This is a genomic window from Roseicella frigidaeris, from assembly GCF_003258945.1.
Lineage (GTDB): Bacteria > Pseudomonadota > Alphaproteobacteria > Acetobacterales > Acetobacteraceae > Paracraurococcus > Paracraurococcus frigidaeris.
Genome location: NZ_QLIX01000009.1, coordinates 83,239 through 104,095, shown reverse-complemented (window position 1 = coordinate 104,095; position 20,857 = coordinate 83,239). Strand labels below are relative to the sequence as shown.

Genomic DNA, 20,857 nt, shown 5'->3' with positions numbered 1-20,857 from the left:
GGCCGGGCATGACCCTCTCGGGCGCCAGCGTGCCGCGGCTCGGCCGCGGCATGAAGCTGCGCGAGGACAAGGCGCGCGGCCAATGGGTGGTGCTGGGGCCGGAGCGGATGTTCGTGCCCGACGAGATCGCGCTCGAGGTGCTGCGGCTGGTGGATGGCGCCCGCCCCGTCGATGCCATCGTCGACGACCTCGCCACCCGCTTCGCCGCGCCGCGGGCGGAGATCCTCGGCGACGTCCTCGCCATGCTGGAGGATCTCGCCGCGAAGGGCGTGGTCGCCACATGAGGGGCGCGTCCCCATATGGAGGGGCAGCATGACCGCTCCCGCCGTCCCGCCCGCCGCTTCCCCCGCCGCTCCCTTGGCGCTGCTGGCCGAGCTGACGCATCGCTGCCCGCTGCGCTGCCCCTATTGCTCGAACCCGACCGCGCTCACCCGGCCGGGCGAGGAGCTCGACACCGCCATCTGGGCCCGCGTCTTCCAGGAGGCGGCGGCGCTCGGCTGCCTGCAGGTGCATCTCTCGGGCGGCGAGCCGACCGCGCGGCGCGACATCCTCGACCTGGTGCGGGCGGCGAGCGAGGCCGGGCTCTACACCAACCTCATCACCTCGGGCGTGCTGACCGGCGGCGCCAAGCTGCAGGCGCTGGCCGAGGCCGGGCTCGATCACGTGCAGCTCTCGGTGCAGGATGCCGAGCCCGCCTCGGCCGACCGCATCGGCGGCTATCGCGGCGGCCATGCGAAGAAGCTGGAATTCGCCCGGCTGGTGCAGGCCTCCGGCCTGCCGCTGACGCTGAACGCCGTGGTGCACCGGCAGAACCTCGATCGCCTGCCGCAGCTCGTCGCGCTGGCGCTCGAGCTCGGCGCCGGCCGGCTGGAGGTGGCGCATGTGCAGTATTACGGCTGGGCGCTCGCCAACCGCGACGCGCTGCTGCCGACCCGGGCGCAGCTCGAGGCGGCGACGGCGACGGTGGAGGCGGCGCGGCGCGCGTTGAAGGGGCGGCTGGTCATCGACTACGTCGTGCCGGACTACTACGCCAAGCGGCCGAAATCCTGCATGGGCGGCTGGGGGCGGCAATTCCTCGCCGTCTCGCCGGCCGGGCGGGTGCTGCCCTGCCATGCCGCGGAGAGCCTGCCGGGCTTCGACTTCCCGAATGTGCGGCAGGTCTCGCTGCGATGGGCGTGGGAGGCATCGGAGGCCTTCAACCGCTTCCGCGGCACGGGCTGGATGCCGGCGCCCTGCCGCGGCTGCGAGCGGGCCGAGATCGACTGGGGCGGCTGCCGCTGCCAGGCCTTCGCGCTCGCCGGCGATGCCGCGGCGACCGACCCCGCCTGCGCCCTCTCGCCGCATCACGGCGTGCTCTCCCTCGCGGTGGAGGCCGCGGTCGAGGCGGGGTTCGAGTTCACATACCGCGAACCGCAGAAGGTCCCGGGCTGAGCACGGGTTGCGGTGCCGGTCCGGCACGCCACTATGCATCCGATCGATCAGGAGAAGGCCGTCCCATGTTCCTGCCGCGTTGCAATCCCCTTGGTCTCCCAGGACCGATGACCGTGGCCGGCACGGCCATGGGCGGCATGGCGGTGCTCGCCGGCATCGGGCCCTTCCTGGCCGGCATCGGCGTCGGCGCCGGTATCGTCGGCGGCGCGATGCTGGCGCGCAAGGCGATGGGGCGGCGCTCCGGCTGGCGCGACGAGCCCGAGGACACGCTGCCGGACCTGCCCGACGAGGGTGAGGCGCTGCAGCCGATGAACCCGATTTAGGACTCCCCCCGAAACCGCGTCGCGGCGTTGCGGGGACCCCAGGGAGTCCCCTCCTGCCCAGGGGGGCGTCACAGCCTGCCGCGGCGAAGCCGCGGCAGGGCAACGGGCGACGGTTCCGACTGGACCATGGTCCGCGAACCCGACTGAACGGATCATGGCCTGGGGCGCTTCCCGCGAACCGGCGTTCACGGGAAGCGCCCTAGGTTCCTGTATTCAGAGCACCTTCACCCGATCAGGCGAGTCCGCCTGATCGGGACCTGCTCTAGCGGCCGGGGCGGGCCTCGCCCTCGCCGGCGATGGCGAGGCCGCTGGCATGGCCGGCCCGCATCGCCTGCCGCGCCCAGGGCGGCGCGGTCGGCAGCCAGGGCGGCAGGGCCGTGCCGATCAGGCCGAGCCTGACGCCCTGCGAGTAGCAGGCAGCGGAAAGCCCTGCATCGAAGGCGCGCCGCCGGCGATGCGCGAGGTGCGCCGCGAGCGCCGCCTCGTCGGGCAGGGACGGGGCCTGGACCCCTTGGGCCGCGGGCTGCCCCGCGGCGGTTGCGTCGCCTCCCATCCAGCCTCCCGCGCCTCGATCCTGCCTCGCGGCAGCCTCGTCCTGGCGCCGTGCCGCCGTCCATTCACGCCGGCGGGGCTGGGCGGAACGTGATGCGTCCGGATCGACCGGCCGCCGGCTTCCCGCCCCGGCGTCGATCTGCTCTACAGCGGCCGGTGCAAAGGGGGAGGGCCATATGCCGGGGGATATCCGCGTCGACATCCGCGAGGCGCCGGCGACCGGCCGCGTCGCCGTCGTGACCATCGCGCACGAGGCGAAGCTCAACACCCTGAATCCGCCGCTGATGCAGGCCTTCATCGCCGCCATGGAGCGGCTCTCGGCGGATGACGGGCTGCAGGCCGCGGTGCTGACCGGGGCGGGCGGGAAGGCCTTCGTCGGCGGCGCGGACATCACCGTCATGGCCGGCCTCGCCGATGGCGCCGCGGCGCGCGACTTCATCACCCTGGTGCATGGCTGCTGCCGCGCCGTCCGGGACTGTCCGGTGCCGGTGATCGGCCGGCTCAACGGCTGGACGCTGGGGGCGGGGCTGGAGCTCGCCGCGGCCTGCGACCTGCGGATCGCCGCCGAGCATGCGCAATTCGGCATGCCCGAGGTGCGGGTCGGCATCCCCTCGGTGGTGGAGGCGGCGCTGCTGCCGGGGCTGATCGGCTGGGGCCGTACCCGCCGCCTGCTGCTGCTGGCCGAGACGATCGGCGCCGCCGAGGCGCTCGCCTGGGGGCTGGTCGAGGCGGTGGTGCCGGCGGAGGGGCTGGACGCGGCGTTGGCGGAATGGCTCGGCCATCTCGGCGCCGCCGGGCGGCAGGCGCTGCGGCGGCAGAAGCGGCTGATCCGGCAATGGGAGGACCTGCCGATGCGCGAGGCGATCGCCGCCGGCATCCCGGCCTTCGCGGCCTCCTGGGAGAGCGAGGAGCCGCGCCGGATGCTGGGCGCCTTCCGGCAGCGCCGGAGGCCGGAAGGCTGACGCGGCCCGGCCGGCCCGGCGCCGGCCGAGCGTGAATCAGGCGGTCGAATGGCCGGGACGCCAATCCGCGACCCTCTGCGGGCGGATCATGGTCCAGGGCGGAGGCCGGGCCCGAGGGGCGCCGGCCGGCGGGCGGCGCGCCAGGCGATCAGCCGCCGCCCGAGCGCCATGCCCGGCCGCTCCACCAGCCGGTAGCCGAGGGCGGCGAGGACCAGCAGCGGCGGCAGGGTGATGGCCAGGGCCGCGAGATAGGCCGCCCCGCCCTGGCCGAAGGTCCCGACGATCCGGGCATAGGCCGGGCGCAGGGCCAGGATCAGCAGGAAGTGGAAGAGGTAGATGCTGTAGCTGCGCTCGCCCAGCCAGAGGGCGGCGCGGCAGCGCAGCAGCCAGGAGGGCCGCAGCGCCTGCCACAGGCAGAGCGCCGCGAAGACCACGCCGAAGAGCAGCAGGTCCGGATTGCCGGGCCCTGCCAGGGGCGCGGCGAGCGGCGAGAGCAGATAGGCCCCGAGGCCGAGGGCCAGCCCGGCGGCCAGCCCCGCGGCCATCCCCTCCCGGGCCGAGCCGCGGACGCGCTCGAAGAGGCGGAAGGCGAGCAGGGCGAGGACGAAGGCGAAGAGGTTGGTGACGAGCGCGGTCTGCGGATAGTCGCTGCCCGGCATCGCGGCTTCCAGCCAGAGGCGCGCCGCCCAGGAGATCAGCGTGGCCAGCAGGGTGGCGCCGGCCATCCCGGCGACGCTGCGCAGGCGCAGCAGCAGCGGCAGGAGCAGGTAGAAGGGCATCTCCACCCCGACCGTCCAGCCCGCCGGCACCAGCCCGCCCTGCCAGCCCGGGACGAAGTTGAAGACGAAGGCGAACTCGGCCGCCACCCGCGCTAGGCCCGGCCAGGCGCCGATCCCGAGGATCAGCAGCGTCATCAGCCAGTAGAGCGGCGCGATCCGGAAGACCCGCTTGACGAGATAGGGCCCCGGCTGCCGCGCCGCCTGCGGGTTGGCCCAGGCGAGCGAGAAGGCCGAGAGCGCGAAGAAGAGATGCACGCCCAAGCCGAAATGGCTGGCGATCCAGGGCAGGGCGGCCGGCACCGCGAGATGCGGGATCGCGTGCAGGTGAAACAGCAGGACCATCATGGCGGCCATGGCGCGGAGCCCATGCAGCCCCGGCAGCAACCCCTGTCTGTCCTGCGCCATGCCGTCCCCTCTCCGGCGACCGCCTATAGAGCAGGTGGCGCCCCGCTGGGAACGACCGGCGCCAGCGGCCCGGAGCGGCATGGCGATGCCGTGATGGCCGCGGCGCATCCTCCCGATTCCGCCAACGCCGCTTCGCAGGCAGCATGGCTCGATGCGAATCTATCTGGCGGGGCCGGAGGTTTTCCTGGCCGATGTCGAGGCCCTGGCGGCCGCGAAGCGCGGCCTCTGCGCCGCGCATGGCCTGACCGGCGTCTTCCCGCTCGACCCGCCGCCGCAGGCGCCCGATGCGGCCTGGCCGGACTGGCTGCGCATCTCCCAGGCGAACGAGGCGCATATCCGCAGCTGCGACGCGCTGATCGCCAACCTCACGCCCTTCCGCGGCCCCTCGGCCGATGTCGGCACGGTCTACGAGCTCGGCTTCATGCGCGCCCTCGGCCGGCCGGTCTTCGGCTACACGCATGTGGCGCGGCGCTTCGGGGCGCGGAGCCTGGCGGCGCTCGGCCCGGCGGCGCGGCGCCGGGCGGACGGCGCCTGGGAGGATGCCGAGGGCATGGCGGTGGAGGAGTTCGACCGCCACGACAACCTGATGCTCGAGGGCGGCATCGTCGCCTCCGGCGGCCGCTTCGAGGTCGAGGCGGTTCCGCCCGACCGGCGCTGGCACGACCTGACCGCCTTCACCCGCTGCGTGGCCGAGGCGGCGCGGGTGCTCGGCGCCTCCGCCTGAGGGCGGGCCGGCCGGTTCCGGCTTCCGACCGCCGGTGTTTCGCGGCATGAGGGCGGGAACGATCGGAGGATACGCCATGAGGATGCCGCGTCGCCGGGCCCTGCCGGCCCTCGTTCTTCCGGCCCTCGCCCTGCCCGCCCTGGCCTTGCCCGCCCTCGTCTTGCCCAGCCGGGCCCGGGCCCAGGAGGTCTGGCCGAGCCGTCCGCTCCGCGTCGTCGTCGCCTGGCCGCCGGGCGGCAGCACCGATACGGCGGCGCGGCTCGTCACCGCGCCGATGCAGCCGCTGCTGCGCCAGCCGATCGTCATCGAGAACCGCGGCGGCGCGACCGGCGCGGTCGGCTCCGGCGTCGTCGTCCAGGCCGCGCCGGATGGCTACACCTGGTTGATCGACGCCTCCGGCCAAGCGGTGAACCAGGCCCTGATGACCGGCCTCGGCTTCGACTACGCCACCGCCTTCGCACCGGTGACGCAGCTCACCCTCCTGCCGGCGCTGCTGCTGGTCCGCAGCGAGGCGCCCATCCGGAGCCTCGAGGCGCTGCTGGCGCATCTCAAGGCCCGTCCCGGGCTGGAGAGCTATGGCAGCAGCGGCATCGGCACCGGCTCGCATCTCGCCTCGGCCCTGCTGCTCAAGCGGGCCGGGCTGGCGGCGACGCATGTGCCCTATCGCGGCGGGGCGCAGCAGATCCAGTCGGTGCTGACGGGCGAAACGCTCTTCACCTTCTCGACCATCCCGACGCCGGCGCCGCTGATCCGCGACGGCCAGCTGCGCGTGCTCGGGATCTCCACGGCGCGGCGGACGCCGGCCTTCCCCGAAACGGTGCCGGTGGCCGAGCAGGGCTTCCCGGGCTTCGCCATCGCCGACTGGCACGGGCTGCTCGCCCCGGCCGGGACGCCGGGCGGCATGATCGGGACCATGGCGGCGGCGGCGGCGACGGCGCTGCGGCAGGAGGAGGTGCGGCAGCGCCTGACCCTGCTCGGTGCCGAGCCGGTCGGGGAGGGGCCGGAGGCCTTCGCCGGCTTCCTCGCCGCCGAGCGCCGGCGTCTTGGCGCCTTCATCCGCGAGGAGGGCATCCGCGCCGAGTAGCGGCCTGGCCCGCAAGAAAAAGGGTGCCCGAACGGATCGGGCACCCTGAGGGGATCAGTGATCGCAGGGATCGGATGTGGCTGTCTCCGATCCGTGGACAGAACGTCGCGCGGCGCCGCGGGTTCGAGCGGGAGCGGCCGGGATGACGCGGTCGGGGGATTGGTCGATCCGGGCGGCCAGGCGTCGGATCGGGGAAAGGGTGGTGGGCGCACAAGGACTCGAACCTTGGACCCGCTGATTAAGAGTCAGCTGCTCTACCAACTGAGCTATGCGCCCGCGGGCGTCGGCCAGGGCCGCGTCCGGGAGGGGGGTTTTAGCGTTCGCTGACGCTTTGTCCACCCCCCAAAGTGCCATCGTCGACACGCGGGATGCGGCGCCTCGGCAGGACGGACCGCGCCGTGCTACGTCCGATCCCTGGACGGTGGAGGCAATGGCGGCGGCATGAACGCGATCCCGAAATTCTCCGGGCTGTCCTTCCCACGCCCGACGCGCGAAAGCCTGGCGGAGGCGCATGCCGGCATCGCCGCGCATCTCGATTCCGGCGCGCTCGTCCCGGCGCTCGCCGCCTGGGACCGGCTTCGCCGCGACCACGAGAGCTGGTCCTCGCTGGCGCATCTGCGCTTCGCCCAGGACACGACGGATGCGGCGGCGAAGGCGGCGCGCGAATATGCCGATGCCCTGGCCCCGGTCGCGGAGGCGCATGACACGGCGCTGAAGCGGCGCCTGCTCGCCTGGCCGGACCGCGCGGCGCTGGAGGCGGCGGCGGGCGGCTTCGCGCTCCGGCTTTGGGAGATGGACGTCACCACCTTCGAGCCCGCGATCGCCGACGACCTCGAGGAGGAGTCCCGCCTCGGCGCCCGCTATACCGAGCTGCTGGCCAGCGCCAGGCTTCCGATCGGCGGCACGGAGGTGAACCTCTCCGGCCTCGCCCCCTATGCCGAGGCGCCCGACCGCGCCACGCGGCACCAGGCGGAGGCGCTCCGCTGGGGCTTCTTTGCGGCGCAGGGCGAGGCGCTCGACGGCTTCTACGACGACCTCGTCCGCCTGCGGCACGGCATGGCGCGGAAGCTCGGCTACGAGAATTACATCCCGCTCGGCTACCGGCGCATGCGCCGCACCGATTACGACGCCGCCGATGTCGCCCGCTACCGCGACGAGGTCGCCGCGCATGTCGTGCCGCTGGTCGCCCGGCTGCTGGAGCGCCGCCGCCAGGGGCAGGGCTGGGACCGGCTGCGCTTCTGGGACGAGGCGCTGGTCGATCCGCGCGGCAATCCCGGCCCGGTCGGCGACCACGACATGCTCTGCGCCCGGGCGCAGAGCATGTTCGACCGCATGGATCCGCGGCTCGGCGATTTCTGGCGGCAGCTCCATGCCGGCGGCTTCACCGATCTGCGCAACCGTCCGGGCAAGGCGGGCGGCGGCTTCTGCACCAGCTTCCCGAGCGTCGGGGCGCCCTTCATCTTCGCCAATTTCAACGGCACCCATCACGATATCGGCGTCTTCACGCATGAGATGGGGCACGCCTTCCAGAACTGGGAAAGCCGCGGCCTGCCGGGGATCGACTATCTCCGGCCGACCATGGAGGCGGCCGAGATCCATTCCATGTCACTGGAGTTCCTGACGCATCCCGAGATCGGCCTGCTGGTCGGCGAGGCGGAGGCCGAGCGGTTCCGCCGCATGCATCTCGAGGTCTCGCTCGCCTTCCTGCCTTATGGCGTCTGCGTCGACCACTTCCAGCACGAGGTCTATGCGCATCCCGAGGCGACGCCGGCGGAGCGGCATGCGATCTGGCAGCGGCTGGAGCGCCGCTACATGCCCTGGACGGATTACGGCGACCTCGCCCATCCCGCGAAGGGCGGGCGCTGGCAGGCGAAGCCGCATATCTACCGCTCGCCCTTCTACTACATCGACTACACCCTGGCCCTGTGCTGCGCCCTGCAATTCTGGACGCGGGCGCGGCGCGATCCCCGGGGGGCGCTCGCCGACTACATCGCGCTCTGCGGCCGCGGCGGCTCGGCGCCCTTCACCACGCTCGTCGCCTCGGCCGGGCTCGCCTCGCCCTTCGTGCCGGGGGCGCTGCGCGACGTGGTGGCGGAGGCGGAGGCGGTGCTCGGCGCCTGAGCCGCCGCCTCCCGCGCCTGGCGCAGGCGCTCGGCCCGCGCCTTGCGCGGGCCGCAGGCGGCGTATTCCTCGGCCGAGCAGTCCACCTGGCTGCAGCTCAGGCACATGTTCATGGCGTCCGGGACGGGCGCGACGACGTGCTGGCGGATGAAGTCGCGGAGTCGCTGCAGGCGCATGGCGGGGACCCTCCCTGGATGGACCAGGATCCCGGGCGCGCGAGCGGCCTGCCTTGCGATACGTCAAGCCATCGATCACGGCAGCGCGACGAATGGCGGCGGGCGTGAAGACGGGGCGCAAAAAAAGGCGGGCGCCAACCCTTGGGGGAAGGCGCCCGAAGTCAACAGGGAGGCTTCACGTCTGGGAGACGAAGGGGTTCGGGGCAGGCCCCGAGTTACCCTGCCCGACCGGGTAGGTCGGACATCCGGGAGCCTAGCGCGCTCGTTGCCATGCAGGTCCGGTCAATGCTGCCACCACCCATGCGAAAATGGCATATCAACCGTGCGTGGCCAATTCCGAGATGAGAAAATCGCGGAAGACAGAGACGCGCTTGGAGTGGCGCATCTCCTCGGGGTAGACGAAATAGGCATCCAACCGCGGCGCCTTCAGCTCGGGCAGCACCTGCAGCAGCCCGTCCAACTCGCTGCCCATGTAGTCCGGCAGGGCAGCGAGGCCGAGGCCGCTCTGCACCGCCCGCAGCATCCCGGTGAGGCTGTTCACCTCGACGGCGGCGCGCCGCGGCGCGCCGGGGCGGCGGCCGGCCTCGCTCAGCCAGTTCACCTCGTCGATCGGCGGCCGGTGGTCGCCCCAGACGACGAGGCGGTGGGCATCGAGATCCTCGGCCCGCTGCGGCATGCCGGCCTGCTTCAGGTAGGAGGGGGCGCCGCAGACCCGCCAGCCGAAGCTCGCCAGGTGCCGCTGGATCAGGTCCGGCTGGCGGGGCGGATGCATGCGGATGGCGACATCCGCCTCGCGCATCGCCAGGTCGAGGTCGCTGTCATCCATCAGCAGGGTGACGCTGACCTCGGGATAGAGCTGCAGGAAGCGCGCCAGCCGCGGCGCCAGCCAAGTGCTGCCGAAGCCGGTGGTGCTGGTCACCTTCAGCCGCCCGGCGGGCCGCTCGCGGCTCTCGGTCAGCAGCGCCTCGGTCATCGCCAGCTTGGCGAAGACCTCCCGCACCGTCCGGTTCAGCGTCTCTCCCGGCTCGGTCAGGATCAGGCCGCGGGCATGCCGGTGGAAGAGCGGCACCTGCAGCGCCTCCTCCAGCGCCTGGATCTGGCGGGAGACGGCGGATTGGCTGAGGTTCAGCGTCTCCCCCGCATGGGTGAAGGAGCCGGCTTCGGCGACCGCGTGGAAGACACGCAGCTTGTCCCAATCGAGCGGCATCGGCGTGTCAGGTCCAGGCTTCCAGGGCGGGCACCGAGTCCGGCAGGTGCGCCAGCCACTTCTCCGCCTCCAGCGCCGCCATGCAGCCGGTGCCGGCGGCGGTGACGGCCTGGCGGTAGATCCGGTCCTGCACGTCGCCGGCGGCGAAGATGCCGGGGAGGGAGGTGCGGGTGCTGCCCGGCTCGGTGAGGATATACCCCTCGGCATCCATCCCGATCTGGCCGCGGAAGAGGGCCGTCGCCGGGTCGTGGCCGATGGCGACGAAGACGCCGTCGAAGGCCCGGTCCTCGACCGCCCCGCTCCTCAGGTTGCGGGTGCGGAGCGCGCGCAGCGCCGGGAAGCGGCCCTCGCCCGCCAGCATCGCCTCCACCACCGTGTCCCAGACCACCGTGATGTTCGGCTTGGCCCGCACCCGCTCCTGCAGGATGCGCTCGCCGCGGAAGGCGTCGCGCCGGTGGATGAGGGTGACGGACTTCGCCAGGTTGGCGAGGTAGAGCGCCTCCTCCATCGCGGTGTTGCCGCCGCCGATCACGGCGACGTCCCTGCCGCGGAAGAAGAAGCCGTCGCAGGTGGCGCAGGCGGAGACGCCGAAGCCGCCGAGCTCCTTCTCGCCCGGCACGCCGAGCCAGCGGGCCTGCGCGCCGGTGGCGATGATCAGGCTCTGCGCCAGATAGGCATCGCCCGAATCGCCCTCGGCGCGGACGGGGCGGTCGGCGAGGTCGATGCGGGTGATCACGTCCTGCACGATCTCCGTCCCGCAATGCTCGGCCTGGGCCTTGAACTGCTCCATCAGCCAGGGACCCTGGATCGGCTCGGCGAAGCCCGGATAATTCTCGACATCCGTGGTGATGGTGAGCTGCCCGCCGGGTTGCAGTCCGGCGACGAGGATCGGCTTCAGCCCGGCGCGGGCGGCATAGATCGCGGCGGTGTAGCCGGCGGGCCCGGCACCGAGGATGAGGAGGCGGGTGCGATAGGTCTTGGGCAAGGTGCGATTCCCGACGGTCGGCGCGAAACGACCATAATTTGGCATCGGCGGGGCGGCCACAAGCGCAAGCCTTGCGGCCGATGCAGTGAGCAATGATATTGCGCCCGAAGCCAGATCACGGCAACGAATCCTGAAAGCATGAGTGCAGTCCCAGATCCCTCCCTCGACGATGTCGATCGTCAGATCCTCGCCGAATTGCAGGCCGATGGCCGGATGACCAATGTGGAGCTCGCCCGGCGGGTCGGGCTCTCGGCGCCGCCCTGCCTGCGCCGGGTGCGGCGGCTGGAGGAGGAGCGGATCATCCGCGGCTACCATGCCGATCTCGACCCCGTCGCGCTCGGCTACGAGATCACCTTCTTCGCCCTGGTCGGGCTGGAGAGCCAGAAGGAGACGGTGCTCACCGCCTTCGAGTCGCGCATGCGCCGCTGGCCCGAGGTGCGCGAGTGCCACATGATCCGCGGCGGCGGCGATTTCCTGCTGCGCCTCGTCGCGCGCGACACCGCACATGAGAATGCGCTGACGGCGCAGCTCACCGCGGCCGAGGAGGTGGCGCGGGTGCAGACCCTGCAGACCATCCGCACCTCGAAGGACGAGGCCGGGGTGCCGATCGCCCGCTGACCCGGCCGGGGCGTGATCGCCTGAGGCTGCTCTAGCCCTGGACCGGCGCGCTGCAGCCCCGCCGGACCACGTAGCGCCCGGCCTCCAGCGCCGCGACGATGGCATTGCCCTGCGCCGTGTCCCGGACCTCGACCATCAGTTCGAGCTCGGCGCTCTGCACGCTCGGCGCCGCGAAGAGGCGCTGGTGGCTCACCTCGATGACGTTGCCGCCGGCGGCGGCGACCCGGGCGGCGATATCGGCCAGCACGCCCGGCCGGTCGGGGATGTCGAGGTGCAGCCGCAGGATCCGGCCGTCGCGCAGCAGGTTGCGCAGCAGGACATTGGCCAGGATGCGGGCATCGATGTTGCCGCCGGTGATCACGGTGCCCACCGCCTTGCCGGCGAAGCGCTCGGGGAAGGCGAGGATGGCGGCGAGCCCGGCGGCGCCGGCGCCCTCGGCCACCAGCTTGGCGCCCTCGGCGAGCAGGGCGATCGCCTGCTCCACGGCGCGCTCCGGCACCACCAGCACCTCGGTGCCCATCTGCCGCAGCAGGGCGAGCGGCGCCTCGCCGACATCGCGGACGGCGATGCCCTCGGCGATGGTCGGCCCGCCGACCGCGACCGGGCCGCCGGCGAGGCGCTGCGCCATGGCCGGGTAGCCCGCCACCTCGACGCCATAGACCGGCAGCCCCGGCCGCAGCTCCCGCGCCGCCGCGGCGCAGCCGGCCAGCAGGCCGCCGCCGCCGACCGGGAAGACCAGCGCATCGAGCGCCGGCGCATCCTCGAGCATCTCGAGCACCATGGTGCCCTGGCCGGCGATCACGCCCGGATCGTCATAGGGATGGATGAAGGTGAGGCCGTCCCGCAGCGCCAGCTCATGCGCATGCGCCGCCGCCTCGGCCAGGGTTTCGCCATGCAGCACCACCCGGGCGCCCCAGCCCTCGGTGCGGACCACCTTGGTGGCCGGGGTGAATTGCGGCATGACGATCGTCGCGGCGATGCCGGCGAGCGCCGCATGCCGGGCGACGGCCTGGGCATGGTTGCCCGCCGACATGGCGACGACGCCCGCCGCCCGCTCCCGCACCGTCAGCAGCGCGATGCGGTTCGCCGCGCCGCGCTCCTTGAAGGCGCCGGTGGCCTGCAGGTTGTCGAGCTTGAGGAAGACCTGCGCGCCGACCGCCCGGGAGACGGCGTGCGAGGGCAGGGTCGGGGTGCGGAGGACGGCGCCCGCGATCCGCCGGGCGGCCGCCCGGATGTCGGCCAGGGTGACGGGGGCGGGAGCGACGGGCAGCGGCACGGCGTCGCCATCCAGGGCCAGGGCGCGCAGGGGCAAGGGCGGGGTCCTTCGCGGCAAGTCTCTCGATCCGCCACCGGCCGGGACGGGCAGGGGCCGATGGCGGGCAGCGCCCTATACGCCGATCCCCGGGCGGGAGCGACGCAGTTCGCCGCGAAGCGGCAACACGTTCCATCCAGTCATCGAACCACCCGGGCGGCGGGGCGCCCCGAGGCCGCCGGACCCGGCCGGCTCAGCGGAAGGCGACCGCCGTGATCTCATAAGCGCGGGCGCCGCCCGGCGCCGGCACCTCGACATTGTCGCCGACCTTCTTGCCGATCAGCGCCTTGGCCAGCGGCGAGGAGATGGAGATCGAGCCCAGCTTCATGTCCGCCTCGTACTGGCCGACGATGCGGTAGGTTTTCTCCTCCTCCGTCTCCTCGTCGACGACGGTGACGCGGGCGCCGAATTTCACCTGGTCGCCGGAAAGCTTGGAGACGTCGATCACCTCGGCGGCCGGGATGATGGTCTCGAGCTCGGCGATGCGGCCCTCGATGAAGGACTGCTTCTCGCGGGCCGCGTGGTACTCGGCATTCTCGGACAGGTCGCCATGCGCCCGCGCCTCGGAGATGGCGCGGATGACGGCCGGGCGCTCCTCGACCTTCAGCTGCTTCAGTTCCTCCTCCAACTTCGCCAGACCTTCCGCGGTCATGGGGAACTTCTGCACGGCAAGCCCTTCCTTACGAGCGGTGGCGGGCGAGTTCGGTGGCTTCGCCCGCGGGAACGCGACCGGCGGCTGCCACCCCCCGCCCGCCGGATGGCAGGCGCGGCGGGGCTGGCGACGGCGGGAAACAGAGCGGCCGAAGCGAAGTTCCCTGGCACCCGGAGGGCCGCCGACGATGCCGCATCCGAGCCGATGCGCACCGCAATTGCCGTCCGTCGGGCCGCGCCGGGTTCCGCGCCGTCCGCTCAAAATGAACGGGTAAAATAGGACTGTAGCGGCGCCACATCAAGGGTTCCGGCCCGGAGGGCGGCAATCGCATGCACCGCCGCCCGGGCGCCGGCCGCCGTCGTGTAGTGCGGCACCCCCTGGGTGAGGGCGGAGCGGCGGATGTCAAAGCTGTCCGCCACCGACTGGCCGCCGCCGGTCGTGTTGATGACGAGCTGGATATCACCGGACTTGATGGCGTCCACGCAATGCGGCCGGCCCTCGAGCACCTTGTTCACCGTCTGGCAGGCGAGCCCCGCCTCACGGATGCGGGCGGCGGTGCCGCGGGTGGCGACGATGCCGAAGCCCATGTCGATCAGCCGCCGGGCCAGCACCACGGCGGCCGGCTTGTCGCCCTCCTTGACCGAGATGAAGGCGGTGCCGGCGAGCGGCAGCTTCACCCCGGCGCCGAGCTGCGACTTGGCGAAGGCCCGCTCGAAGGAGGTGTCGAGGCCCATCACCTCACCGGTCGACTTCATCTCCGGCCCGAGGATGACGTCCACGTTCGGGAAGCGGTTGAAGGGGAAGACCGCCTCCTTCACCGCGACATGGCGGTAGACCGCCTCGCCGTCGAGGCCGAATTCGGCGAGCTTCGCCCCGGCCATCACCTGGGCGCCGATCTTGGCCACCGGCACGCCCGTCGCCTTGGCGACGAAGGGCGCGGTGCGCGAGGCGCGGGGATTGACCTCGAGCACGTAGATCTCGCCGTCCTTCACCGCATACTGCACGTTCATCAGCCCGACGACCTTGAGCGCCCGGGCCATCGCCTCGGTCTCGGCGCGCAGCTCGGTCACCACCGCCGGCGGCAGCGAATAGGGCGGCAGGGAGCAGGCGCTGTCGCCGGAATGGATGCCGGCCTCCTCGATATGCTCCATGACGCCGGCGACGAAGACCTTGCCGTCGGCATCGGCGATGCAGTCGACATCCACCTCGATCGCGTCCTGCAGGTACTGGTCGATCAGGATCGGGTTCTCGCCCGAGACCTTCACCGCCTCCTGGCCGAAGCGCAGCAGCTGCTCGCGGTTGTAGGCGATCTCCATCGCCCGGCCGCCGAGCACGTAGGAGGGGCGGACGACGACCGGATAGCCGATGCGCTCGGCCTCCTGCACCGCCTCGCCGAGGTCGCGCACCGTGCCGTTCCGCGGCTGCTTCAGCCCGAGGCCCTTCAGCAGCTGCTGGAAGCGCTCGCGGTCCTCGGCGATGTCGATCGCCTCGGCGCTGGTGCCGAGGATCGGGATGCCGGCTTTGTGCAGCGCCTGGCTGAGCTTCAGCGGCGTCTGCCCGCCATACTGCACGATGCAGCCGAGCAGCGTGCCCTTCTCCTGCTCGCGGCGGATCAGGGAGATGACGTCCTCGCCGGTCAGCGGCTCGAAATAGAGGCGATCGGAGGTGTCGTAGTCGGTCGAGACCGTCTCCGGGTTGCAATTGACCATGATGGTCTCGAAGCCCGCATCCTTCAGCGCGTAGCAGGCATGGACGCAGCAATAGTCGAACTCGATGCCCTGGCCGATGCGGTTCGGGCCGCCGCCGAGGATGACGATCTTCTGCCGCTCCGTCGGCCGCGATTCGCAGACCGGCTCGCCGAAGCCGCCCTCATAGGTCGAGTACATGTAGGGCGTCTCGGAGGCGAACTCGGCGGCGCAGGTGTCGATGCGCTTGTAGACCGGCGTGACGCCGAGGCCGAGGCGGGCCGCCTCCACCGTCGCCTCGGCCTGGCCGGTGAGCTGGGCGAGGCGACGGTCGGAGAAGCCGAGCGCCTTCAGCCGGCGCATCCCGACCGGCGTCCGGGGCAGGCCCTGGGCGGCGACCTCGCGCTCGGCGGCGACGATCGACTCGATCTCGCGCAGGAACCAGACATCGAATTTGCTGGCCTCCTGCACCTCCTCGAGCGAGACGCCGGCCCGCAGGGCCTGCGCCGCCATCAGCACCCGGTCCGGCTTCGGCGTGGCGAGCGCGGCATGGAAGGCCTGGGCGGAGCCATCGCCCGGGGCCGCCACCTCGTCGAGGCCGGAAAGGCCGGTCTCGAGGCTGCGCAGCCCCTTCTGCAGGGCTTCGGCGAAGCTGCGGCCGATCGCCATCGCCTCGCCCACCGACTTCATCGAGGTGGTCAGCGTGGGCGGGGTGCCGGGGAATTTCTCGAAGGTGAAGCGCGGGATCTTCACCACCACATAGTCGATGGTCGGCTCGAAGCTCGCCGGGGTGACGCGGGTGATGTCGTTCGCCAGCTCGTCCAGCGTGTAGCCGACGGCGAGCTTGGCCGCGACCTTGGCGATCGGGAAGCCGGTGGCCTTGGAGGCCAGCGCCGAGCTGCGCGAGACGCGCGGGTTCATCTCGATGATGACCATGCGCCCATCGGCCGGGTTGATGCCGAACTGGACGTTGGAGCCGCCGGTGTCGACGCCGATCTCGCGCAGGCAGGCGATGGAGGCATCGCGCATGCGCTGGTATTCCCGGTCGGTCAGCGTCAGCGCCGGGGCAATGGTGACGCTGTCGCCGGTATGGACGCCCATGGCGTCGAGATTCTCGATCGAGCAGATGATGATGCAGTTGTCCGCGCTGTCGCGGACCACCTCCATCTCGAACTCCTTCCAGCCGAGCACGCTCTCCTCGATCAGCACCTCGCTGGTCATCGAGGCGGAGAGCCCGGCCGAGACGATCTGCTCGAACTCCTCCTTGTTGTAGGCGATGCCGCCGCCCGTGCCGCCGAGGGTGAAGGAGGGGCGGATGACGCAGGGCAGCTTCACCAGCTCGAGCCCGGCCCGCGCCTCCTCCATCGTGTGGGCGATGGCGCTGCGCGGGCTCTCGATGCCGATCTTGGTCATGGCGTCGCGGAATTTCAGCCGGTCCTCGGCCTTGTCGATCACCTCGGCGCGGGCGCCGATCAGCTCGCAGCCGTATTTCTCCAGCACCCCCGCCTCGGCCAGCTTGAGCGCGGTGTTCAGCGCCGTCTGCCCGCCCATGGTCGGCAGCAGCGCATCCGGCCGCTCCTTGGCGATGATCTTCTCGACCATCTCGACGGTGATCGGCTCGATATAGGTGGCATCCGCCAGGCCCGGATCGGTCATGATCGTCGCCGGGTTGGAGTTCACCAGGATCACCCGGTAGCCCTCGGCGCGCAGCGCCTTGCAGGCCTGGGCGCCGGAATAGTCGAACTCGCAGGCCTGGCCGATGACGATCGGGCCGGCGCCGATGATGAGGATGGAGGAGAGGTCGGTGCGCTTCGGCATGGGGGCGTTCCGGTCGTCTGGGGCGTGGCCGCTTGCGGTGGGCTCAGTGGGGAGCCTGCGTCACGCGGTCAAGCATGGGGGCTAGCGGGCGGTGGGATCGGCGGGGGGCAGGCAGTCCGGCCGTTGCCGCGCCTCGGGCGGCAGCAGCCGGCCGATGCCGCGGCGGGTGCGGTCGGCCTCGCATTGCGCGCGCCGCTGCTCCGGCGTGGGCGGTGCGGCGGTGCAGGCGGCGAGCAGCGCCAGCATGGCCAGCAGGGGCGGCAACAGGGATGGCAGCAGGGGCGCACGGGTCATCGCCGCTCCTCCCGCCGCTCTTCCCGCCGGGCCGCCAGCAGCAGCGGCGGCAGCAGCAGGGCGTGGCAGAGCAGGATCAGCAGGACGGCCGAGAGCGGCTCGCCCGGCGTGGCATAGGCGGCGCTCACCGTGTTGATGCCGAGGCTGAGGCCGAAGGCGCGCCAAGCCGCCTGCCGCGGCGGGCCGAGCCGCTTCAGCAGCATCGCCAGCACGGCGAGAGAGAGGCCGGTCCAGGAGAGGGCGAGCAGCGCGATGAAGACGAGCGTCACGGCGCCCGCTCCGTCGTCGCCAGCTTCACCGCCAGCAGGCCGAGCGCGCCGCCGAGCAGCCAGCGCTGCGCCGCCATCCAGCCGGGATGCGCGCCGAGCAGGCGGGCGGTGCCGGCCGCGCCGAGGACGAGCAACGCATCGAACAGGGTGCAGACGGCGATCTGCACGCCGCCGAGCATCGCCCCTTGCAGCAGCACATGGCCGCGCGCCGGGTCGATGAAGGGCGGCAGCACCGCCATGTAGAACAGCGCCACCTTCGGGTTGAGCGCGGCCGTCGCGGCGCCGATGCCGAACAGCCGCGCCGCCGGCTCGCGCGGCAGTGCCCGCGGCGCGAAGAGCGGCTGGCCGCCCGGCCGCAGGCTCTGCCAGGCGAGCCAGAGCAGATAGGCCGCGCCGCCGAGCCGCAGCACCTCCCAGGCATAGGGGATGGCAAGCAGCGCGGCGGTGATGCCGGCGGCGGCGCAGAGCATGATGACGAGCGAGCCCGCCTGGCAGCCGAGCAGCGAGACCAGGCCCGCCCCCGTCCCCTGCGCCAGCGAGCGGGAGACGAGGTAGAGCATGTTCGGCCCCGGCGTCAGCGCGAGGCCGAGCGAGAGCGCGGCGAAGACCAGCAGGGCCTCGGGGCTCGGCACGGCTCAGCCGTTGACCGAGAAGCCGCCATCCACCGGGATGGCGGTGCCGGTGATGAAGCTCGCCGCGTCGCTGGCGAGGAAGGCGGCGATGCCCTCGAAATCCCGGGGGTCGCCCCAGCGGCCGCGCGGCGTGCGGGCGAGGACGTTGTCGTTCAGCGCCGGCATGTCCGAGCGCGCCTTGCGCGTCAGGTCGGTGTCGATCCAGCCGGGCAGCAGGCAGTTCACCGTGATGCCGTCCGGCCCCCAGGCCACCGCCATGGAGCGCGTCATCTGCACCACGCCGCCCTTGCTCGCGCCATAGGCGGCATGGAAGGGCAGGCCGAAGATCGAGAGCATGGAGCCGTTGTTGATGACGCGCCCATGGCCGCCCGCCTTCAGATGCGGATGCGCCGCCTTGCTCGCCAGCATGGCGCTGGTCAGGTTGGTGGCGATCACCTTGTGCCAGTCGGCGAGCTCATAGACCTCCGGCCGGTTGCGGATGTTGATGCCGGCATTGTTCACCAGGATGTCGAGCCGGCCGAAGCGCTCGACGCAGCGCGCCACCATGGCGTTCACGCTCGCCTCCTCGGTGACGTCGACGACCACCGCCTCGGCCTCGGCGCCGAGCGAGCGCAGCGCCGCCACGGCCTCGGCGTTCTTCGCCTCGTTCCGCCCGGCCACCATCACCGCGGCGCCGGCCTTCGCCAGGCCGCGGGCGAGGCCGAGGCCGATGCCGCCATTGCCGCCGGTGACCAGGCCGACGCGGCCCTGCAGCTCGAACATGCCTTATCCTCCCTTGTGCTTCTCGATCATGTCGACGAAGCGGTGGAACAGGTGATGGCTGTCGCTCGGCCCTGGCGAGGCCTCGGGATGGTACTGCACCGAGAAGGCCGGCCGGTCGGTGGCGGCGAGGCCCTCATTCGAGCCGTCGAAGAGCGAGACATGCGTCACCCGCACGCTCGAGGGCAGGCTTTTCGGGTCGATGGCGAAGCCGTGGTTCTGGCTGGTGATCTCGACCTTGCCGGTGGTGAGGTCCTTCACCGGCTGGTTGGCGCCGCGATGGCCGCGCTCGAGCTTGTAGGTCCGGCCGCCGAGGGCGAGGCCGAGAAGCTGATGGCCGAGGCAGATGCCGAAGACCGGCACCTTGCTCTCCAGCACGCCGCGGATCGCCGGCACGGCGTAGTCGGCGGTCGCCGCCGGGTCGCCCGGGCCGTTCGAGAGGAAGACGCCGTCCGGGGCGTGGCGCAGGATCTCCTCCGCCGTCGCGGTCGCCGGCACCACCGTCACCTCCAGCCCGGCCGAGGCGAGGCAGCGGAGGATGTTGCGCTTGGCGCCGTAATCCACCGCGACCACCTTGTGCCGCGGCGCAGCCTGCTTGCCGAAGCCGGCGGGCCAGGCCCATTCCGTCTCGTCCCAGCGATAGGCCTGGCGGCAGGAGACCTCCTTCGCCAGGTCCATGCCCTCGAGCCCCGGCCAGGCCGCGGCCTGGGCCCGCAGCGCCGGCAGGTCGAAGCGGCCATCCGCGGGATGGCAGAGCACGCCGTTCGGCGCCCCGCCGTCGCGGATGCGGATGGTGAGCGCCCGGGTGTCGAGGCCGGCGATGCCGGGCACGTCGTGGCTTTTCAGCCAGAGGTCGAGATGGCGGGTGGAGCGGTAATTCGCCGGCTCGGTCACGTCCTGCTTGACGACGAGGCCGCGGGCGACCGGCGTCGCCGCCTCCAGATCCTCGGCATTGGTGCCGACATTGCCGATATGGGGGAAGGTGAAGGTGATGATCTGCCCGGCATAGGAGGGGTCGGTCAGCGTCTCCTGGTAGCCGGTCAGGCCGGTGTTGAAGCAGACCTCGGCGACCGGCGGCTGGCCGGGGCGGCTATGGGCGCCGAAGCCGCGGCCCCAGAAGACGCTGCCGTCGCCGAGCACGAGGCAGGCCGTCGCGCCTTCGGGGATGGCGTCGGGGGCGGTCTCGGTCTGGGGCATGGGGGTCTCCGCACGGGAAGCAGGGCCGGCCTCCGGGGCGCCGGGGGGCGGCGCGCCGGGAAGCTCGGACAGGGACAGGCCGGTGGCGGCCAGGATGGCCGGCCAATGGCGGGGCGGGATAGCCCGGGCCTGGCGCCATTTGCGCACCGCCTCGGTCCCGATGCCGCAACGCTGCGCGGCGGCGTCCGGGCCGCCGAGGAGAGCGATGATGTCTTCGACCGTCCGCATGGCACAGGTATGTGGGAAAGTATTTCCCAGATCAATGGTGATGATGGAAAATGGGAAAACGATTCCCGGAGCCCGGTCTCCCGAGCCGCCGCCCGGCATGCTACAGCCGCGCCCCCACCGCCCATCCAGCGAGGAACGCCATGGCCGAGGACCTCCGCAGCCGTTTCACCGCGGCGCTCAAAGCCGCCATGCTGGCCAAGGACACGGCGCGGACATCGACGCTGCGCATGATCCTCGCCAAGCTGAAGGACACCGACATCGCCGCCCGGCCCTCGGGCATCGAGCAGGTGCCGGAGGAGCAGATCGTGGCCATGCTGCGCGGCATGGCCAAGTCCCGCCGGGAGAGCGTCGAGCTTTACCGCCAGGGCGGCCGCGAGGAGCTCGCCGCCAAGGAGGAGGCGGAGATCGCCGTCATCGAGGGCTTCCTGCCGCAGCAGATGGATGAGGCCGCGACCCGCGCCGCCATCGCGGCCGCCATCGCCGAGACCGGCGCGACGGGCGTGAAGGAGATGGGCAAGGTGATGGCGGTGTTGCGCGCGAAGCACGCCGCAAGCATGGATCTTGGCAAGGCCGGCCCGCTGGTGAAGGCGGCGCTCGGCGGCTGATGCGCGGCGGTCCCGCCGCCGCTACACTGTGCCGCAGCG

The 20,857-nt window shown here is 72.2% G+C and carries 21 protein-coding genes and 1 tRNA gene; 9 read left to right on the top strand and 13 right to left on the bottom strand.

Going from position 1 to position 20,857, the window contains the following annotated elements:
- Window positions 1-8: 8 nt before the first annotated feature.
- The 3 genes from pqqD (at window position 9) to DOO78_RS13845 (ending at window position 1,754) form a co-directional block, all read left to right on the top strand.
- Window positions 9-284 carry a pyrroloquinoline quinone biosynthesis peptide chaperone PqqD gene (gene pqqD / locus DOO78_RS13855; protein ID WP_111470400.1) on the top strand — a complete coding sequence of 92 codons (276 nt, stop codon included), beginning with the start codon at window positions 9-11 and terminating at the stop codon, window positions 282-284.
- A gap of 28 nt (window positions 285-312) precedes the next feature.
- On the top strand, window positions 313-1,431 hold the full coding sequence (gene pqqE / locus DOO78_RS13850) for a pyrroloquinoline quinone biosynthesis protein PqqE (RefSeq protein WP_111470399.1): 1,119 nt from the start codon (window positions 313-315) through the stop codon (window positions 1,429-1,431).
- 107 nt (window positions 1,432-1,538) lie between these two features.
- Window positions 1,539-1,754: a hypothetical protein gene (locus tag DOO78_RS13845; protein ID WP_111470398.1), complete on the top strand. Its 216-nt coding sequence runs from the start codon at window positions 1,539-1,541 to the stop codon at window positions 1,752-1,754.
- Window positions 1,755-2,016: 262 nt separating this feature from the next.
- Here the strand turns inward: DOO78_RS13845 and DOO78_RS13840 are convergent, their stop codons facing one another.
- Window positions 2,017-2,307 carry a hypothetical protein gene (locus tag DOO78_RS13840; protein ID WP_111470397.1) on the bottom strand — a complete coding sequence of 97 codons (291 nt, stop codon included), beginning with the start codon at window positions 2,305-2,307 and terminating at the stop codon, window positions 2,017-2,019.
- Between the two features lie 175 nt (window positions 2,308-2,482).
- Here DOO78_RS13840 and DOO78_RS13835 point away from each other — a divergent pair, with 175 nt between their 5' ends.
- Window positions 2,483-3,268, top strand: coding sequence for an enoyl-CoA hydratase (locus DOO78_RS13835; protein ID WP_111470395.1), 786 nt, complete (start codon window positions 2,483-2,485; stop codon window positions 3,266-3,268).
- 86 nt (window positions 3,269-3,354) lie between these two features.
- On the opposite strand, the gene DOO78_RS13830 is transcribed toward DOO78_RS13835, so the two are convergent.
- A complete protein-coding gene (locus DOO78_RS13830) occupies window positions 3,355-4,452 on the bottom strand; it encodes an acyltransferase family protein (protein WP_165838885.1) in 1,098 nt (365 codons plus the stop codon).
- A gap of 151 nt (window positions 4,453-4,603) precedes the next feature.
- Here DOO78_RS13830 and DOO78_RS13825 point away from each other — a divergent pair, with 151 nt between their 5' ends.
- Window positions 4,604-5,176 carry a nucleoside 2-deoxyribosyltransferase gene (locus DOO78_RS13825; protein WP_111470393.1) on the top strand — a complete coding sequence of 191 codons (573 nt, stop codon included), beginning with the start codon at window positions 4,604-4,606 and terminating at the stop codon, window positions 5,174-5,176.
- An 82-nt stretch (window positions 5,177-5,258) separates the two neighbouring features.
- The gene (locus DOO78_RS13820) at window positions 5,259-6,260 is read left to right on the top strand and encodes a Bug family tripartite tricarboxylate transporter substrate binding protein (RefSeq protein WP_165838884.1); all 1,002 of its coding nucleotides are present in this window, start codon (window positions 5,259-5,261) and stop codon (window positions 6,258-6,260) included.
- Between the two features lie 200 nt (window positions 6,261-6,460).
- Here the strand turns inward: DOO78_RS13820 and DOO78_RS13815 are convergent.
- Window positions 6,461-6,536 (bottom strand) — tRNA-Lys (locus DOO78_RS13815).
- Window positions 6,537-6,701: 165 nt separating this feature from the next.
- Between DOO78_RS13815 and DOO78_RS13810 the strand changes: the two genes are divergently transcribed.
- Window positions 6,702-8,381, top strand: a complete 1,680-nt coding sequence (locus DOO78_RS13810) for a M3 family oligoendopeptidase (RefSeq protein WP_111470389.1) — start codon at window positions 6,702-6,704, stop codon at window positions 8,379-8,381.
- 492 nt (window positions 8,382-8,873) lie between these two features.
- On the opposite strand, the gene DOO78_RS13805 is transcribed toward DOO78_RS13810, so the two are convergent.
- On the bottom strand, window positions 8,874-9,764 hold the full coding sequence (locus DOO78_RS13805) for a LysR family transcriptional regulator (protein ID WP_111470388.1): 891 nt from the start codon (window positions 9,762-9,764) through the stop codon (window positions 8,874-8,876).
- A 7-nt stretch (window positions 9,765-9,771) separates the two neighbouring features.
- Window positions 9,772-10,794, bottom strand: coding sequence for a thioredoxin-disulfide reductase (trxB, locus tag DOO78_RS13800; RefSeq protein ID WP_111470518.1), 1,023 nt, complete (start codon window positions 10,792-10,794; stop codon window positions 9,772-9,774).
- A gap of 93 nt (window positions 10,795-10,887) precedes the next feature.
- Here trxB and DOO78_RS13795 point away from each other — a divergent pair, with 93 nt between their 5' ends.
- Window positions 10,888-11,367 carry an Lrp/AsnC family transcriptional regulator gene (locus DOO78_RS13795; protein ID WP_111470386.1) on the top strand — a complete coding sequence of 160 codons (480 nt, stop codon included), beginning with the start codon at window positions 10,888-10,890 and terminating at the stop codon, window positions 11,365-11,367.
- A gap of 31 nt (window positions 11,368-11,398) precedes the next feature.
- Here the strand turns inward: DOO78_RS13795 and DOO78_RS13790 are convergent, their stop codons facing one another.
- From DOO78_RS13790 to carA, 8 genes are all read right to left on the bottom strand, one after another.
- On the bottom strand, window positions 11,399-12,673 hold the full coding sequence (locus tag DOO78_RS13790) for a threonine ammonia-lyase (protein ID WP_408887575.1): 1,275 nt from the start codon (window positions 12,671-12,673) through the stop codon (window positions 11,399-11,401).
- A 199-nt stretch (window positions 12,674-12,872) separates the two neighbouring features.
- A complete protein-coding gene (gene greA, locus DOO78_RS13785; protein ID WP_111470385.1) occupies window positions 12,873-13,346 on the bottom strand; it encodes a transcription elongation factor GreA in 474 nt (157 codons plus the stop codon).
- Between the two features lie 242 nt (window positions 13,347-13,588).
- A complete protein-coding gene (gene carB / locus DOO78_RS13780) occupies window positions 13,589-16,834 on the bottom strand; it encodes a carbamoyl-phosphate synthase large subunit (RefSeq protein WP_111470384.1) in 3,246 nt (1,081 codons plus the stop codon).
- An 81-nt stretch (window positions 16,835-16,915) separates the two neighbouring features.
- Window positions 16,916-17,128, bottom strand: a complete 213-nt coding sequence (locus DOO78_RS13775; RefSeq protein ID WP_111470382.1) for a hypothetical protein — start codon at window positions 17,126-17,128, stop codon at window positions 16,916-16,918.
- Window positions 17,125-17,397, bottom strand: a complete 273-nt coding sequence (locus DOO78_RS13770; protein ID WP_111470381.1) for a hypothetical protein — start codon at window positions 17,395-17,397, stop codon at window positions 17,125-17,127. The genes DOO78_RS13775 and DOO78_RS13770 overlap by 4 nt, the downstream gene beginning before the upstream one ends.
- Window positions 17,394-18,029: a LysE family translocator gene (locus DOO78_RS13765; protein WP_111470379.1), complete on the bottom strand. Its 636-nt coding sequence runs from the start codon at window positions 18,027-18,029 to the stop codon at window positions 17,394-17,396. The genes DOO78_RS13770 and DOO78_RS13765 overlap by 4 nt, the downstream gene beginning before the upstream one ends.
- Before the next feature lie 3 nt (window positions 18,030-18,032).
- Window positions 18,033-18,791: an SDR family NAD(P)-dependent oxidoreductase gene (locus tag DOO78_RS13760; RefSeq protein ID WP_111470378.1), complete on the bottom strand. Its 759-nt coding sequence runs from the start codon at window positions 18,789-18,791 to the stop codon at window positions 18,033-18,035.
- Between the two features lie 3 nt (window positions 18,792-18,794).
- Window positions 18,795-20,213 carry a glutamine-hydrolyzing carbamoyl-phosphate synthase small subunit gene (gene carA, locus DOO78_RS13755; protein WP_111470377.1) on the bottom strand — a complete coding sequence of 473 codons (1,419 nt, stop codon included), beginning with the start codon at window positions 20,211-20,213 and terminating at the stop codon, window positions 18,795-18,797.
- 140 nt (window positions 20,214-20,353) lie between these two features.
- On the opposite strand from carA, the gene DOO78_RS13750 reads away from it, so the two are divergent.
- Window positions 20,354-20,818 (top strand): GatB/YqeY domain-containing protein, encoded by a 465-nt coding sequence (locus DOO78_RS13750; RefSeq protein ID WP_111470376.1) that lies wholly within the window; start codon window positions 20,354-20,356, stop codon window positions 20,816-20,818.
- Window positions 20,819-20,857: the final 39 nt, after the last annotated feature.